At 43.1% G+C, this 16,914-nt stretch carries 14 protein-coding genes; 3 read left to right on the plus strand and 11 right to left on the minus strand.

Annotated elements, in window-relative coordinates:
• Position 1 precedes the first annotated feature (1 nt).
• Both M4S28_RS11280 and M4S28_RS11285 read right to left on the minus strand, forming a co-directional pair.
• Positions 2-856 (minus strand): EAL domain-containing protein, encoded by an 855-nt coding sequence (locus M4S28_RS11280; protein ID WP_249631826.1) that lies wholly within the window; start codon positions 854-856, stop codon positions 2-4.
• Between the two features lie 19 nt (positions 857-875).
• Positions 876-1,157, minus strand: coding sequence for a hypothetical protein (locus M4S28_RS11285; protein ID WP_108189356.1), 282 nt, complete (start codon positions 1,155-1,157; stop codon positions 876-878).
• A gap of 251 nt (positions 1,158-1,408) precedes the next feature.
• Between M4S28_RS11285 and M4S28_RS11290 the strand changes: the two genes are divergently transcribed.
• The 3 genes from M4S28_RS11290 (at position 1,409) to M4S28_RS11300 (ending at position 4,654) form a co-directional block, all read left to right on the plus strand.
• A complete protein-coding gene (locus M4S28_RS11290; protein ID WP_249631827.1) occupies positions 1,409-2,263 on the plus strand; it encodes a winged helix-turn-helix domain-containing protein in 855 nt (284 codons plus the stop codon).
• Between the two features lie 155 nt (positions 2,264-2,418).
• Positions 2,419-3,048, plus strand: coding sequence for a redoxin family protein (locus M4S28_RS11295; RefSeq protein WP_249631828.1), 630 nt, complete (start codon positions 2,419-2,421; stop codon positions 3,046-3,048).
• 202 nt (positions 3,049-3,250) lie between these two features.
• Positions 3,251-4,654, plus strand: coding sequence for a hypothetical protein (locus M4S28_RS11300; protein ID WP_249631829.1), 1,404 nt, complete (start codon positions 3,251-3,253; stop codon positions 4,652-4,654).
• 81 nt (positions 4,655-4,735) lie between these two features.
• Here M4S28_RS11300 and M4S28_RS11305 read toward each other — a convergent pair whose 3' ends face one another.
• From M4S28_RS11305 to M4S28_RS11345, 9 genes are all read right to left on the minus strand, one after another.
• Positions 4,736-6,619 (minus strand): methyl-accepting chemotaxis protein, encoded by a 1,884-nt coding sequence (locus M4S28_RS11305; RefSeq protein ID WP_017083880.1) that lies wholly within the window; start codon positions 6,617-6,619, stop codon positions 4,736-4,738.
• Positions 6,620-6,917: 298 nt separating this feature from the next.
• Entirely contained in the window at positions 6,918-8,489 is a 1,572-nt protein-coding gene (locus tag M4S28_RS11310; protein ID WP_017093820.1) for a BCCT family transporter, read from the minus strand.
• A gap of 272 nt (positions 8,490-8,761) precedes the next feature.
• Positions 8,762-10,360, minus strand: coding sequence for a BCCT family transporter (locus tag M4S28_RS11315; protein WP_249631830.1), 1,599 nt, complete (start codon positions 10,358-10,360; stop codon positions 8,762-8,764).
• Positions 10,361-10,549: 189 nt separating this feature from the next.
• The gene (locus M4S28_RS11320; RefSeq protein WP_249631831.1) at positions 10,550-11,188 is read right to left on the minus strand and encodes a response regulator transcription factor; all 639 of its coding nucleotides are present in this window, start codon (positions 11,186-11,188) and stop codon (positions 10,550-10,552) included.
• Positions 11,181-12,536, minus strand: coding sequence for a cache domain-containing protein (locus M4S28_RS11325; protein WP_017078693.1), 1,356 nt, complete (start codon positions 12,534-12,536; stop codon positions 11,181-11,183). The genes M4S28_RS11320 and M4S28_RS11325 overlap by 8 nt, the downstream gene beginning before the upstream one ends.
• A gap of 104 nt (positions 12,537-12,640) precedes the next feature.
• On the minus strand, positions 12,641-13,924 hold the full coding sequence (locus M4S28_RS11330) for a TRAP transporter large permease (RefSeq protein WP_017083881.1): 1,284 nt from the start codon (positions 13,922-13,924) through the stop codon (positions 12,641-12,643).
• Positions 13,925-13,933: 9 nt separating this feature from the next.
• Positions 13,934-14,521, minus strand: coding sequence for a TRAP transporter small permease subunit (locus M4S28_RS11335; protein WP_026012254.1), 588 nt, complete (start codon positions 14,519-14,521; stop codon positions 13,934-13,936).
• 211 nt (positions 14,522-14,732) lie between these two features.
• Positions 14,733-15,827, minus strand: coding sequence for a TRAP transporter substrate-binding protein (locus M4S28_RS11340; RefSeq protein ID WP_017060957.1), 1,095 nt, complete (start codon positions 15,825-15,827; stop codon positions 14,733-14,735).
• Positions 15,828-16,440: 613 nt separating this feature from the next.
• On the minus strand, positions 16,441-16,833 hold the full coding sequence (locus tag M4S28_RS11345) for a hypothetical protein (protein WP_004733388.1): 393 nt from the start codon (positions 16,831-16,833) through the stop codon (positions 16,441-16,443).
• Positions 16,834-16,914 lie beyond the last annotated feature (81 nt).

The following is a 16,914-nucleotide window of genomic DNA, read 5'->3' on the forward strand; positions in this document are numbered from 1 at the left end:
ATTATACTCTGGTTGAAATTATAGACATTTTGTCTAAATATGAATTAAGTTGAAATTTGTTAACTGGTTTAGGTATATCTTTCTTTGCTATAGTGACAGGGTACGTTTTTGGTATATCCAAGTAATATCCTTGAAAAAAGTCAGCACCATATTGTGCCGCAATATTGTAGTTTTCAACATTTTCAATCCCTTCGAAAATAACGGTTATTCCTTGCAAGCTTGTAATCGCGTTTAACTCTGCCAGTAAGTTATCTTCTTGTGGCTGATTCATCCCGAATTCAACCAGCATGTCTCTACTTACTTTTATGTAGTTTGGTTGTACAACAGCCATTCGACTGTACCCTGACCATCCAGTACCAAAATCATCTAGCGCAAACGATATTCCAAGACTCTTGAGATACTCCGTACCTTTATGAAGACTTTCAATATCTGATATTGGGCAATAATCTTCGACAATCTCTACTACAATCTGTTTTAAATCGACATTTTCTTCTTTGATCAATGGGAGGTACAACTTTGCTAGGTCATCCCCAATCGAAAAGTATTTAAAAAAGCATGGAGTTAAATTTAGGAACAACTTAACATCTCTACTATAAATATTTGAATTTCTAAAATTCCGTAAATGCATGATGTTCAGATAGAACTTAAATCTAAATTCTGCCTTTTCACCAAAACCTTCTAGAATCTTAAAAAAACGCTTTATGTTGACTCGCTCACCTTGCATTTCAATACGGCAAAGCGCTTCGTAACCAAAGACTGTTTTATCGCTTCGGCTTATCGACTGAAATACGCTGTGAACTTTAAAACCAAGAACTGACATTTCATATCGACTGTTATCTGTGTTCCACTCGACCATAGAATAACTCCCAATTGTATTAGTTTTTGTCCAACAATATCTTCATAGAAGCTACTAATATTATTTCTGCTTCTTCTAATTCCATACGCTGCGCAAACACCAATTCTGAGCTTATTAAGTCATTGATATGAGATGCTAATGTTTGTCGGTCGCTCTTCGTGATTTGTTTACTCTGAAGCGCCAGCAAGCGAATTAACAAGCTAGTGACATCAAGCTCTTTAGACTCCACACACGCCACTTGCCGATATTCCTCAATGTAATCATGTAACTGCACTACACATTTTTTAGAAATGGTTCTCATCCAAACTCCAACAAGCTTTGTTGACTATCCCTCTAACAATTCAACTCCTATCCGTGAAGTAGATCTCAATAGTACGTACCCAACTTATAAAACTCATCACAGAAAAGTAACAAAAAAAACACCAAACCTACATACCACACATTTTTCAAACGAAGTCGATTTTAGATAGCCAAAACCATAAAAAAAAATAGAATCGACAACAAATGGGTTAGCGTAATAAAAAAGACAATAATTAATTTTTGAGAAATAGAATGAATGATAATAATTCACTAGTAATTAATGACGAGTTACATATCAACCTAAGTGATCGTTCGGTCATGAACATAGAAAATAAAACCTTAATCAAATTAAGGCCAAAACCTTTTCGTGTTTTACTTTATCTTCATTACCACAATGGCCACTGTATTAGTAAGGATGAACTTTTTAATGAATGCTGGAATGGTGCTGTTGTATCCGATCAGTCATTAACCAATACAATAAGTACACTAAGAAAAGCACTTAGTACGATTGGGATAAACAGTATGAAACTGACGACAGTAAGCAAAGCCGGCTACCTACTGGAGAACGTAACGACTGAAGTGCCAGTAGATGCTATTAATGCTTCAAGTCCAGAGGTTTCAGAATCTAAAGAATATGTTGAAATTGAAGTATTACCATCGTTTAATAAAGAGGTAGACAAAGAACTCCCAACAAAAAATAATGAGAAACTGGTTTACCTGAAAAAATTAATGATGTTGATGCTAGCAATTACGTCGCTATCCTTAATAAGGGGTTGCTATAACACAAACAATATTAATAAGAACATGAACCAGCGCTTGGTATCTACCGAGAATATTTCATACAACCTTATTGATAATACGGGGATATTAGATCTTGAGAATATTGAAGGGATAATACGATTGAACTCGTATAAAAACTGTAAAGCGAGACATATTGATATCACAGTAACAAAAGAAAAAGACGGCGTATTCGAAACCGATTTTTCGATCGTTTATAAAAACAAGGCTTACAACTACTTGCACTCTTACAAAGTAGTAAGTGATAACTCTGAAGTTCGCATAGTACAGTTATCGAGAATACTTAGCTTATGTAAGCTCTCATTTTAAATAGTCATTATTACTCACTTATTCGTCGATATAAATTAATCAAATCATTTTGTGTGGTTTTCATTATCTATTTGTTTGAACAAAACCTTAATAACTTAGCTAAAGTACGCTCAGCTTAAACACAGAGCTTAAATAAACAAATTCAAGAGACCCACATGAAAAAAACGCTAACCACACTAGCTGTATTACTCCTTACAACTACAATAGCAACAAGCGTTACCGCTGCGGACTATTTAACCACCAGCGATACAGCCCCAACAGGCAAAGACAATACGCTGACTTTTTACTACGAGACAACTTTCAACCTCGTTGGTAACAGCCTGTCTGTGGGTGATTACTTGCCATCGGTTACGTTGATGACGAACCAAAATCAGCCATACGACACTACAGAAAAAACGGACAAAGTTCGTATTTTTAGCGTACTGGCGTCTATTGATACACCAGTATGTAACCAACAGGCTCAGGACCTTTCTAACTTTGTAAAAGCGAACCTAGCATTAACAAGTAACATTGAATTCATCGGCTTAAGTGCAGATACCACGTTCGCTCTAGATCGATTCAAGAAAGAGAAAGGCATTACCGACAAAGTAACTTTACTTTCAGATGCAAAAGACCACGTATTTGGATTTGAGTCAGGGACACAAATCAGCGAACTAGGCTTACTCGCTCGCAGCACATTCGTTGTCGACAAAAACAATAAAATTGTCCACATTCAACGTGTTCCGGAGCTCACTATGATTCCAGACTTGAACAAAGCTGTTGAAGTAGCGAAAGAGTACTTTTAAACACAGATCTGAAATGGGTTAGCTACGGCTAGCCCACTTAAAACTTCGCCAAGAAAAACCTTCGAATAATCAACAAATATAATCTATCACCCAAAAGCCATTTGTAAGTGTTATCGATACACAGCTTACAAACGCTTACTAAGAGCAAATACCATCTCTAGTAACATGCAGGCTTTATAGCTTGCCGATAACTTGGTTCCCTATGGTATACAAACTCACTATTCCAACTCTTATTTTTACGACGATGCTCACCGCGTGTGGTGGAAGCAGCGACAGTAACAACGCTTCAAAAAATGTCATCGATGCATCAAGCGCTAGCTCAGTTGTCAGCTTGGGAAGCAATTACTCACTGCATTTCAGCGTGAAGTCGATTGCAGCGGGTACAGACAAAAACGTGAACATTGATATTACTCAGTATGGTAATAATCTAAAATCTAGCGGCAGCTTCGCACAAGTTCATGGCGTTCCTGAGCGCAATTACAAAACTCAAAGCGATGCAGACATCACCTTTTCAGTAACGGCAACAGACTCAGCGGGTAAAACGTTCAACGTTGAAAACTTCGATATTTACTACGAAAACTTTAACGCAACAACGACACCTGAAAAGCTTGCTATCGCTGAGGTTGAAAACAACATAAACAACGTCATTCGATGGAAAAAATCGGACACCGTGACCATCAATAAACAATTCATTATTGATGCTACTGGCGACAAATTTAATATCGACCAAATGAGGCCTATGAACCTATACGTTCGTGTAGGCAATACCTTGAGTAATGGTATTCAACTTGTCCCATCCTTCGCTCAAAGCGCCTCAGAGACATTCTCACGTGTGCCTACAACTGACTGTTCTGTTATCTCAAATACAACGGGCGAACTACTCACGAACGGCATCAAACAGCAGACTTGCGTAGAAGCTCACGGTTATAAGATCCCACTGTTAATTGAAGACAAATCTGCAAACAATTCAGAAGCAAAGGTCGCTCATATTAAGAACATCATGGAGTACTACCTTGATAGCTTCCCTGCTGAAGTGACTAAGGCAATTTACGACAGTAAAGCGACCATGGCATTTTTTTACGATGAAGATTGGTCTGACAGAGATGGCGGTGACTTCTTAGATGAAAATTACCGCTTCCAAGATCTGTTTGCGACTGAAACTACTGACACAACTGCTGGCGCGAACAAGCCTGACTTAGGGACTCAAAGAGACGCTGCGTTTGAAGAGATCATTCACTTTGTACACGATTACGGTGTGATGAACCTAGCGGTAAAATCATCTTCGTCGAAATGGGGTGTGATGCAGAAAGAGTTAGATGAACTGAATGAGAAAGCGATTCTTGCAAGCTCTTACTTTCCGAACGGAAAAGACTCGACGATTGTCGAAGCTGATTTAGACGCAGAGTCATACGATCAAGAGTACCTAGCCTATTCTTTGTATGCCTACTACGACCTGAACCATAAAGGTTACAGCGCTGTTGAGTTAAGTTCTGCGACGTTCACTGAGCTGCAAGCGAACGACCCTGCGATAGTTAAATTTATGGAGCAATACTTCCCTACTCGTGCAGCCCTTAAAGCTAAGTTCCCAGGTTACCCGAACAACTAGTTTGGGACGTAACTCTAACTAGCAGGCACAAAAAAGCCGAATGTGACAATCACATTCGGCTTTCAAATTACCTGTTAGCGCTTACAGCTTGAAGCGGCTGATTTCGCTTTCTAGCTCGTGAGACAGTTCAGACAGCTGAGCAGCTTGCTCTGCAGCTTGGTGCGCTTCGTCTGCTAGCTCGTTAGATACGTCACGGATTCCCTCAGTGTTACGAGTAATCTCAGACGTTACTGACGCTTGCTCTTCTGCAGCAGAAGCAATCTGTGTTGCCATGTCGCTAATGCGTTCAACAGCAGCGTGGATTTGCGTTAGGCTTGCAGCCGCTGAGTTCGCGTCATCAACACTGGTTTCAGCAAGACTACGGCTATCGTTCATGATGCTAACCGCTTTACCTGTTGTACCTTGTAGCAACTCAATAGTTTGCTGAATCTCTTGCGTTGAACCGTGTGTACGTTGGCTCAGAACTCGAACTTCATCCGCTACAACCGCGAAACCACGACCTTGTTCACCGGCACGTGCTGCTTCAATAGCCGCGTTAAGTGCAAGTAGGTTCGTTTGTTCTGCAATACCTTGAATGTTAGACAAGATAGCGTTGATGCTATTACCGTGCTCTTCAAGTTCTAGGATCACGTTAGTTGCGATTTGAACTTCTTGAGCAAGGTTTTGAATGGAGCTTTGAGTCTGTGTCACTTGACCAGTACCGTGCTCACACGCGCCAACCGCTTCAGATGAATTCTGTGCAGTGTGGTCAGCGTTACCTGCGATCTCTTGTGTCGCTGCAGCCATTTCGTTAACGGCTGTTGCTACCATGTTGATCTCGTCTTGTTGCATTTGGATACGAGCACTACGTTCTTCAGCTTGAGAAGCCGTTTGACGTGCTTGGTTGCCTAGCGCAGCAGATACTTCGCTTAGCTTGATCACCATGGTGTGCATGTTGCCTACAAAACGGTTGAAGTTTTCAGCAAGCTTACCAATTTCGTCATCGCTCTTAGGCTCAAGACGTTGAGTAAGGTCGCCCTCACCTGAAGCAATTTCTTCAAGTGCCGCTGAAACACGGTTCAAATCACGGAATAGGAAGCTCACTAACCAAGACACTAATACGATTACGATTAACGTAATAATGACAGCCGTTGTGATCAACTGAGTAAGTAGTGTTGAGTGGTTCGCTTCTTCTGTTGCTTTGTCCATCTGAACCGCGAAGATCCAGTTAGTGTTAGGCACCTTCGTGAAGTAAAGCAGCTTCTCAGCGCCACGTTCTTTGATGATCTCGATGCTACCCGTACGCACTGCGTTCTCGATAATTGGCATAGAGATGTCGTTTGAAAGCTGGCTTACCGGCTTCAGGCTTAAGGCTGAATCTGGGTGTGCTAAGAATGTGCCGTCAGAGGCATCAATTAGCATTGCGTTCGCATTGTCACCAACATCAAGGCTGATTACATCGTTCACTAGTTGGTCGATAAGTACGTCTGCACCCACTACACCAACAAGTTTGCCGTTATGACGCACAGGTTCTGCAATCGTTACTAGCAATGCTTTGGTGATCGCATCTTGGTAAGCCGTTGTGATGATTTGCTTACCTGCAGCGTTTGCTTCTTGGTACCAAGGACGTTGACGAGGATCGTAACCAGCACGATTACGTTCAGGGTGTGAACGGTACATTCCGCCTTCTGGAGTACCTAAAAAGATATCGTCAAAGCCACCCGCTACACGAGCTTGCTTAAGGAAAGGAACAACATCATCCTCTCGTGAAAAGTCATTAAATGCAGATGCGATATCGGTGCGGATATCAATCCAGTTTTTAATACCTTCAGATGCTGCTTCTGATACGCTTTCAGCTCGCAGGTATACGCCGTTACGAGTCTGTTCAAATAATTGGTTTGCTGATAACCAAGTTAACGCTGTTGCCATAACGACAACAGCAGATAGGCTAGCACCTATTAACTTCTGCTTAAGTGTTAGTTTCATGTCAAAGTTTCACGAGTAGTGGGAAATCTCGCGCATACTACCCAATATCAGTATTAAATTCGAGCGATTTTATAATTTAATAACGTAATATAATTTTAAGCAAACCATTGGCTTATCGAATGTCAATTACTTGGCTAATCGCCAAATTTAAGACGTTATTTTGAAGGTGATTCCATCGGAATATACTGTTCTCTAGACTGTAAAATAGATACAAAAAAGGCAGGAGAGTTTCCTCTTCTGCCTTTCTTTTTACTTTATATTCGACTTCAACTAAATGGAAAGTCGATTAACGATCAGTCTATCGCTTCTCGGTACGCATACCCATTAACAAGCTAACACACATCAGTAATAGAATGATGGTGAATGGCAATGCCGTAGAGATTGCGCCCGCTTGTAGAGCCTGTACTGCTTCAGTACCACCAACCCACAATAGAGCGACTGCAATCGCACCTTCAAGGAACGCCCAGAACACACGTTGAGGCACTGGCGTATCAACTTTACCACCCGCGGTGATGCTGTCGATAACTAGAGAGCCTGAGTCAGACGACGTAATGAAGAATACTAGAACTAAGATAACCGCAATGATTGATAGCAGCGTACCGAACGGTAGAGCATCAAACATTTGGAACATCGCTAGTGATACATCAGTCAAACCATCTTGACCAAGGATACCAACGTTATTCACGATTTGGTCAATCGCCATGCCACCAAATACTGACATCCAAATGATAGTAACAGTCGTTGGAACAATCAGAACCGCTGTGATGAACTCACGAACAGTACGGCCTTTAGAAACACGCGCGATAAACATACCTACGAATGGTGACCATGAAATCCACCAAGCCCAGTAGAATACCGTCCAGCCGTGCATCCACGCTTCATCTTCACGACCATGAGGGTTACTCAAAGGAATGATGTTTTCAACGTATGCCATAAAGGTTGTTGGGATAGAACCTAAACTCACCGCATAGCCGATTAGAGCCACTAAGATAAGCAGTAGGAAAGCAACCAACATGTTGATGTTACTGATAACTTTAACGCCGCCATCAATACCGCGAAGCACTGACACGACCGCTAATAACGTTACTACGGTAATAACAACAACTTGTAACCCTAAGCCAGCCTCGATTCCGAAGACATGTTGAATACCACTTGCTGCTTGTTGTGCACCTAAGCCCAGCGACGTCGCCAAACCAAACAGCGTTGCAAGAACCGCCAGAATATCAACAATGTGACCAGCCCAACCCCACGCTCTATCACCCAAGATTGGGTAGAAAATAGAACGAATAGAAAGAGGCAATCCCTTGTTGTAAGAGAAAAACGCAAGTGACAGTGCTACTACGCCATAAATCGCCCAAGGGTGTAGACCCCAGTGATACATGGTTGCACCTAGCGCCAACTTAGCAGCTTCTGGTGTGTTGGGTTCAACACCTAACGGGGTTTCAAACCAACCCGTGAAGTAAGCAGCGGGTTCCGCCACACTCCAGAACATTAGGCCGATACCCATACCTGCGGCAAACAACATCGATAGCCAAGACATGAATGAGTAATCTGCCGTCGCATCAACACCACCAAGGCGGATTTTACCATACGGAGAAACAATTAAGCCTAAGCAGAAAACAACGAAAACATTACCCGACCAGATGAAAAGCCAATCAAACGAATTGATGATCTGGCCTTTAACGCCATCTAGTGCTGCCTTTGCTGAAGCGGTATCTGTAATCAGAATACCGATCAGGAACAAAGCAATAAGTCCTGCACTGATACCAAATACTGGGTTATGAACATCAAAACCCCATTTTTGGACGTTATCTTGACCGACAGTGTAATCCGTACTGTCGATACTGTATTTATCTATACCTTTAGTCATTATCCCTCTCTACGGAATATTGATAGGGTCTGTTGACCTTACTATCCCTTACTTACTTGTGACTGAATCACAAACTCGAACACACGATCCAAGTAATACAAGCTGTTGTCACAATAATTCAAATACTTGGATGTCTGAAGTTTAGCAGGTTAACTTATTGTTTTCAGTAAACCAGAATCGGTTCGATGGGTTTTCATCCAATATTCACGTAATTACTCAAATTACTGACGAAAAAAAGGCCGAACAAGTCGGCCGTTATTTGAATAATACTTTTAACTCAAAGCATTTTGCTGCTTAACCAATTGATTTTCGGTACGCAAACCTAGCAATAAGCTTAGGCACATAAGCAATAATATGAACGCAAATGGTAGCGCCATTGATACCGTTCCAGCTTGCAGTGCTTGAATGGATTCCGTACCGCCAACCCACAATAGAACGGCTGCAATCGCACCGCCCATCAACGCCCAAAATACACGTTGAGGAACAGGAGCATCGACTTTACCGCCAGAAGTAATGCTATCGATAACCAATGAACCTGAATCTGACGAGGTGATGAAGAACACCATAATCAAACCAATCGATACCACAGAAAGCACAGAACTCATTGGCAGCGCATCATAAGTGTGGAATAGAGAAAGCGTAATATCTTGCAGACCATTCACACCAATCTCACCCACCTTGTTCGCCACTTGATCAATCGCGATACCACCGAAAATAGCCATCCAGATGATGATTACTGTCGTTGGGATGAACAATACAGCAACGATGAATTCACGAATCGTACGACCTTTAGAGATACGAGCAATGAACATGCCTACGAATGGAGACCAAGACATCCACCATGCCCAGTAGAATACCGTCCAGCCTTGCATCCAAGTTTCATCGCCACGACCATGAGGATTACTTAGAGGAATAAAGTTTTCAATGTAACCCATCAATGCCGTTGGAATAGCTTTAATACCCGCCATGCCACCAGCTATGGTTACGAAGATAAGCAAGCCCAAAGCAACCAACATGTTGATGTTACTTAAAACCTTCACGCCACCGTTAATACCGCGAACCACTGACATTGTTGCTAAGAAAGTGACCACTGCGATAACAATCAGCTGCATGCCAATACCACCATCGGTACCAAACACATGGTTAATACCGCTGGTTGCTTGCTGTGCGCCTAGGCCAAGCGATGTTGCAAGGCCAAATAGCGTAGCCAGTACCGCGACGATATCAACGACATGTCCAAACCAACCCCAAGTTCTGTCACCGAGTAGCGGGTAAAAGATTGAGCGAATTGAAAGCGGTAAGCCTTTATTGAATGTGAAGAAAGCGAGGGCTAGAGCAACAACAGCGTAAATCGCCCAACCGTGAAGACCCCAGTTGTAGATGGTTGCACCTAATGCCAACTTAGCCGCTTCAGGAGAATAAGCTTCAACACCGAGTGGCGTTTCATACCAACCCGTGAAGTAAGCTACTGGCTCTGCAACACCCCAGAACATCAAACCAATACCCATTCCCGCGGCGAATAACATCGACATCCAAGATAGGTTGGAGTGCTCTGCTTTGGCATCATTGCCACCAATACGTATCTTGCCATACGGGGAGACAATGAGGGCAAAACAGAAGATAACGAAGATGTTGGCTGCCCACATGAAGAAACCATCGAAGTTACCGATGACTTTCCATTTGATTCCATCCAGTGCCGCTTTTGCGGTTTCTGGATCTGCGACTAGAAGTGCAATCAAGAAGACAATGATCGCTCCTGCACTGATTCCAAATACTGGGTTATGAACATCAAAACCCCATTTCTGAACGTTATCTTGTCCTACTGTATAATCGGTATTTTCAATACTATACCTATCTTTTACAGGCTCCATGCTTCCTCTCTAATTGGTAGCGCACAGTTTGCAACATTGCATTCTGCACCTAAATTTCGAAAAGAAGAATATCAACCTGTCGCAAAAATACTAAAAAAACCTCCAAAAAGCAGGGCTGAATTACACATTTAGTAATTAAATTACACATTTAGTAATTAAATTACACATTTAGTGTCATTTAGCGTACGATTACTCCACAAGCCCCGAATTGACAGCGTACTTGGCAAGCTCTGCCGTAGAGTGAATATCCAGTTTATGCTTGATGTTTTGTCTGTGTGTTTCTACCGTTCGGTAACTGATATTCAAACCCTTCGCGATCTCTTTACTGCTCTCCCCTTTTGCGACTAATTTCAATACCGCTTCTTCACGCCTGCTCAATGGATTCTTCACAGATTGCGGGGGAGTAATCGGCTGAGTAAACAAATTCTGCGTCACTTTTTCACAAAAATAGGTCGAGCCTTGATTGACCGTTTTGATCGCTTGCACCATTTTTTCAGCCGAAATCTCTTTCAACATATAGCCAACTGCGCCTGATTGCATCACCTTCATGATGTATTCACGGTTGTTATGCATGGTCAGCATCAACACCTTAGCTTCTGGGTCTTCTTCTTTAATCAGATGGGTCGCATCAATGCCGTTCATGATAGGCATACTGATATCCATCAACACCACATCAGGGCGCAGAGACTTAACGACCTCAACCGCTTCTAATCCATTACTGGCCGTACCTATCACGCTAATATCTGGCTCGAGTTCCAATCTCGCCATAAAGCCATCCAGTACCACTTGGTGATCGTCAGCGATCACAACTCGAATAACTTCACTCATTCATTAATCCCTCTAGTGTCAGTAACACTGTAATTTCCGTTCCAAGGCCAATCTCACTCATCAATTCAAAATCACCACCGATGAATTCCACTCGCTCTCTCATGTTACGTAGACCGATCCCTCGTTTTTCCATCGCTTTATAGGTGTTGAAACCGACACCGTTGTCTTGGATTAGAAGCTGTAACACGTTGCCAATTTGCTGTGCGATAACCGTTACTTTGGTCGCTTGTGCGTGTTTCTCTATGTTATTTAAGGACTCTTGCACCACTCGATATAAGGTCGTCGCGGCCTCTGATTTCAATTTCCCGGGCTGAGTACTAAACAAGGTTTCAACCTCAATGCCCGAGTGCGCCTGAAAATCCAATAACAACGAAGACAGAGCCGCTTCTAAGCCGATATCATCCAAAGAACTTGGGCGAAGTTGATGCGAGATGTGCCTCACCTCTTCGATCGCTCGCATCAATGAATGCTGCGACTTATTCAAATGCGCTTTGAGGTCTTCATTTTGTAACTTATTACCAAGTAGTTCTAAGTGGCAACGACTTGATACTAATAATTGATTAATACCGTCATGTAGCTCTCGCGCTAAATGCTTCTTCTCGTCTTCTTGGAACATCACCGTTTTATGGGCGAGCTCTTTTAAATTATTATCCGCAATTCGATGTTCATGCATGTTAATGGCCAACGTCAGCACGATAATAACCGCCACCGTCACGCTAAGAATCACCACAATAGAGAAGAACGTGGTTTCAATATTCTTGTTGATCGCAGCCTGCATCGAAGCCACTTCTTGGTGCACGTCTTCAATATACAAACCCGTGCCAATCATCCAATCCCAACGCTCTAACCAAGCGGCGTAACTCAGCTTAGAGACCACTTCCCCAGTCGAGGGCTTTTGCCACAAATACTGGTGGAATCCTCCTCCGGTTTGAGCCTCTCTTAGCAGAGCTTCGATCAGAAAATCACCATCTTCATCTTGCAATTGAAGCAGATTTTTTCCAATCAATTCCGGCTGTATCGGATGAACCAAGTTGGTTCCGTGGCGATCATATGCGAAGAAATAACCATCAGAGCCATATCTAAGTTTAGACAATATGGTTCGAACTTCTTTTTTGGCTTGCGCTTCTTTGATATCGGGGTCGTTGTAGATATGTTCGATCGCATCGAATGCGAGGTCGACCGTGTCTTTGAGGGCGTTTTCACGCGACTTGATTAAGCTGTCTCTGAAGATCTCGACCTCTTTCGCACCCAACGTCTTGGTTTGGTGTAACGAGATCCAACTTATGCTCGCCGTGACCAGTAGCAACGGGAGTAGCGTCAGCAAAATCAGCTTAGCTTTTAGAGGCATTCCTTTCCCTCACAAAAAACGGCTTACTGAACATCAATAAGCCGTTTTACTTTAGCAATTTATAGATAGCCGTTGAAACATATCATTCACATTCTTGGCTTCACTCACATTCCATAGAAAGAAGGGAAAGCGAGAAGTGATCCAAGTACGAGGATTTGAATCAGAATGAACGGCATCACGCCTCGGTAGATGTCTTTTGTGGTGACGCCTTTCGGTGCAACCCCTTTCAAATAGAACAAACTAAAACCAAATGGCGGCGTTAAGAAGGAGGTTTGTAGGTTCATCGCGATAAGGATAGCGAACCAAGTCATGTTGATGCCCATCAGTTCAGCAACAGGCGCAATGATCGGCACGATGATGAAACAGATTTCTACGAAGTCGATGAAAAAACCCAGAATCAAAATCACCAACATGGTAATGATCAAGAAGCCCCATTTTTCACCCGGCAACTGCAGCATCCACTCTTCAACTAGATAATCACCGCCAGTATAGGTAAACGCCATCGAGAATGCCGTCGCACCAAGCAAGATAGCAAAGACCATTGCCGTGACTTTCACCGTTTCTTTGGACGCTTCATACACCATCGACCAACTGAATTGACCGTACAGCAAAGCAAGTACCAAGGCACCCGCGCCACCTAATGCAGCTGACTCTGTCGGCGTGGCAACACCCGCGAAGATAGAGCCCAATACCACAATGATCAGCGCGAGTGGCGGTACGATAGCTTTCAGTGCATTGATGACTTCTTGTTTACGACTAATTGAGTCATCACGTTCAATTGGTTGAGCCGCTTCTGGGTTAAGCTTGGCGTATATCAAGATATAAACGATATACGCACCCACCAACATTACGCCCGGCCAAATCGCCGCTTGAAACAAGTCCCCTACTGGCACACCGAGTACATCACCTAATAAGATCAGTACGATAGAAGGCGGAATGATTTGCCCTAACGTGCCAGACGCACAAATAGTGCCGCAGGCTAAGCCTTTGTCGTAGTTGTACTTGAGCATGACTGGCAACGAGATAAGACCCATGGCAACCACAGAAGCACCTACTACGCCCGTTGAAGCAGCAAGCAGTGAACCTACCAGTACCGTCGAGATAGCAATACCACCACGAACACCACCAAACAGTCGTCCCATTGACTCAAGCAACTGCTCAGCAAGCTTGGTCTTTTGTAGAACAAGCCCCATGAAAACGAACAATGGAACGGCCATCAGTACCGTATTTTCCATGATCGATTGAATTCGATATGGCATGAAGGCGAACATTTCGATGCCTTCAGCCCAAACACCAAAGATTAACGCGATACCACCAAAGGTGAACGCGACCGGGAAGCCAAGTAAAAGTGCAAACAAGGCTACGAAAAACATTACTATTCCAATCATGTTCAGCCTCTACTTATTCTTTGTGTGAGTATTATTTGTGTGAGTATTGTTTGCATGCGTGTTATTTGCATGGATAAGGTGCGGATTAAAAATCTTGTTCAGCGAATGCAGAATCAAACCAACGCCACTGACTGCCATCAAGAAAAACGACAGTGGGATCATCGCTTTAATGATCCATCGGTAAGGAAGGCCTCCAGGATCGCCCGACGTTTCGCCAAGGTTATAACTCTCTTTCGCAACATCGATTCCAAACCAAGCCACTAGCAAACAGAAAGGAAGCAGGAAGACAACGGTACCTATTAGGTCAATAATCGCTTGTGCCTTGAAGCTGAGTTGTTCGTAAAAAACATCCACTCGTACGTGGCCACCCGCTTTGATGGCATAAGGAACACCTAGCAAGAATACGGCTGAGAAAAGGTGCCATTCCATTTCTTGGAAGGCGATAGACACATCGTTAAAGGCGTATCGCATCACAACGTCATACACAACGTTCGCAACAAGAAGGATAAACAACATACTGGAAAGCCATCCCAGTGCATCACCGATACGATTAAATAGGCGTTCAATATAAATTAGACTTCGCATTCCCGACTCCATGGAATTTGAAAAGACATCGTGTATTAGAGTTAGGGCAACTAAAACAAGTAGCGCTAACAAGATGCACGACGTAGAAAGGGTTCTTGGGATCTTGTTACAGGATTTATCCTGCTTAATTATTATGGTTAAAATGAACCCGCCGCTTAGTCACTCTTAGTTACCTAACAAGAACAGCTTTGGGTTCATTTAGCTTCAGTTCGACAACTGTCGATTATTTCGCTTGGCTATTTAAATAAGCTCTGTGTGAAATATCCGTCCATGAGCGCACTTGCTCTAGGTAGCTTGCTTGTGAAGCTTGGATCTCTTTCGCCAGCTCATCTTTCTCAGCATGTGCAGCAAGTAGGCGATCGTTCGCTTCTTTCAGTGCCGACATTACTTCTGGCGGGAAATCTTTAACTTGTACGTCTGGGTATTCTGTTTTCATTGAAACCCAGTTCTTGCCACTTTCGTGCGTTGCTTGTGTGTACATGTCGTAAGCCGCTGTACGCATTGCAACACGCAAGATTTCTTGTAGGTCTTCAGGCAGCTTGTTCCATGTACGCTTATTCACTAGGAATTGAAGCTCTGAACCCGGCTCATGCCAACCTGTGTAGTAGTAAGGCGCGATTTTGTGGAAACCCATACGCAAATCAAGTGATGGACCTACCCACTCTAGTGCATCGATTGTGCGACGCTCTAAAGACGTGTAAAGCTCACCAGGAGCAATGTTAGTCGGCTTAGCACCTAGCTCCGCAAGGATCTCACCAGCAAAGCCTGGGATTCGCATTTTCAGACCTTGTAGATCTTCAACGCTGTTGATCTCTTTTTGAAACCAACCGCCCATCTGGATATCCGTGTTACCACCTGGGAACGACATTAGGTTGTGTGGAGAGTAAACCTGCTCCATCAACTCCATACCACCACCGTGATAGAACCACGCGTATTGTTCTGCTGGCGTCATACCGAAAGGCATAGAAGTGAAGTAAAGAGTGTTTGGAACTTTACCTTTCCAGTAGTAAGAGCCGGAGTGACCCATGTCGTATTGACCAGACTTAACCATGTCAAAAACGCCAAGCGGTGCTTTGTGTTTGTTCGCTGAATCGATTCTGATTTGCAGTCGACCATTCGACATCTTCTCAGCCATCGCAGCCATGTTTTTGGTTGCATCACCGAAAACAGGGAAGTTTGGTCCCCATGTTTCAGCAAGCTTCAAGCGATAAACCTTATCAGCAGCTGTGGCGCCAGTTGCGACCAAAGCTAAACAAGCCGCTGCAGTAACCGCAACGTTTTTGAAAACTCGTGTGAGGGAGTTAGAAATGAGACTCATGTTCACGTCCTTTTGTTGGATTAACACTCTTTCTGTGAGTATTTTTTATGGTTCAACATAAGAGTGCACCTTGATGAGGCAACTAGATATCAGGGAGAGCACGCACGACAGGCCCACACAAACTGCGTATTAGACCAAAGGATTACGTAGAACTACGTAGGAGATAATTGAGTTATGTCGATTTTAAAGGACTTACTCTATTCACCAGGGGAATACTTATTGATAAATACCTAAGTATTAATAATTAAATACCGTTAACAATTGATTGCCATTTCGTGATGAGGCTCTATTCACACCACAGATCAAATACGCACCTAAATGCATTAAATCCATGAGAATCAAGATTTCAGAGAATCAGACGCCCTACTTTGGTGCTTACTGATTCGAAACATGGGACACAAGACAGACAGATGAATAACGGAAGAGATCAGCCGATTGGAAATAAGGCTGCTGGGGCTAGGTTCGAATGCTAGGTTTGAATATGAGTATGGGGGGTTTGGGTTTGGGTTTGGGTTTGGGTTTGGGTTTGGGATTAACATGATCCGCCAGATACAAAAAAGCCTCGAAAATCGAGGCTTAAAAACTTTAACGAAGCGAATGTAATCCCGCGGGATTAGATAGCTTTGTAGATAACCTTGTTACCTGCAAGTTGCTCTTTCGCTACTAGGTTTTCTTCAAGAAGTTTTTTCAATGCGCCTGTTGCCCATGAAGCTGCTTTCGCGTCTTCTTGACCAGCTGCTAGGCCGATACCTTTAGGGTTAATGCCTTCAGCATTGCTAACAACGATGTCTAGAACTTGTTGTTGCTTAGGAGTCAGTGCTACTGCAACTTCTTTAGTTGCTGCTACTGCTTTCTCTACCGCTGGTTTTGCTGCTACAGTTTTTTCTGCTACAACTTTCTCTGCGACAGGCTTCGCTTTTTTCGGCGTTGCCACTGCTTTAACTACAGCCGCTTTAGTGCGTTTCTGCAGTTTAGCCTGCACCTTACGCTTATGAGCAAGTCTCATTGAATATTTCTCCAGTTCACTGCTCTTTTCGCAGTGGTGAAAATTTGAAGCGCGATTTATACCAAAAAACAGGAGCTATTT

This window comes from Vibrio sp. J383 (genome assembly GCF_023503985.1).
Taxonomy (GTDB): Bacteria; Pseudomonadota; Gammaproteobacteria; order Enterobacterales; family Vibrionaceae; genus Vibrio; species Vibrio splendidus.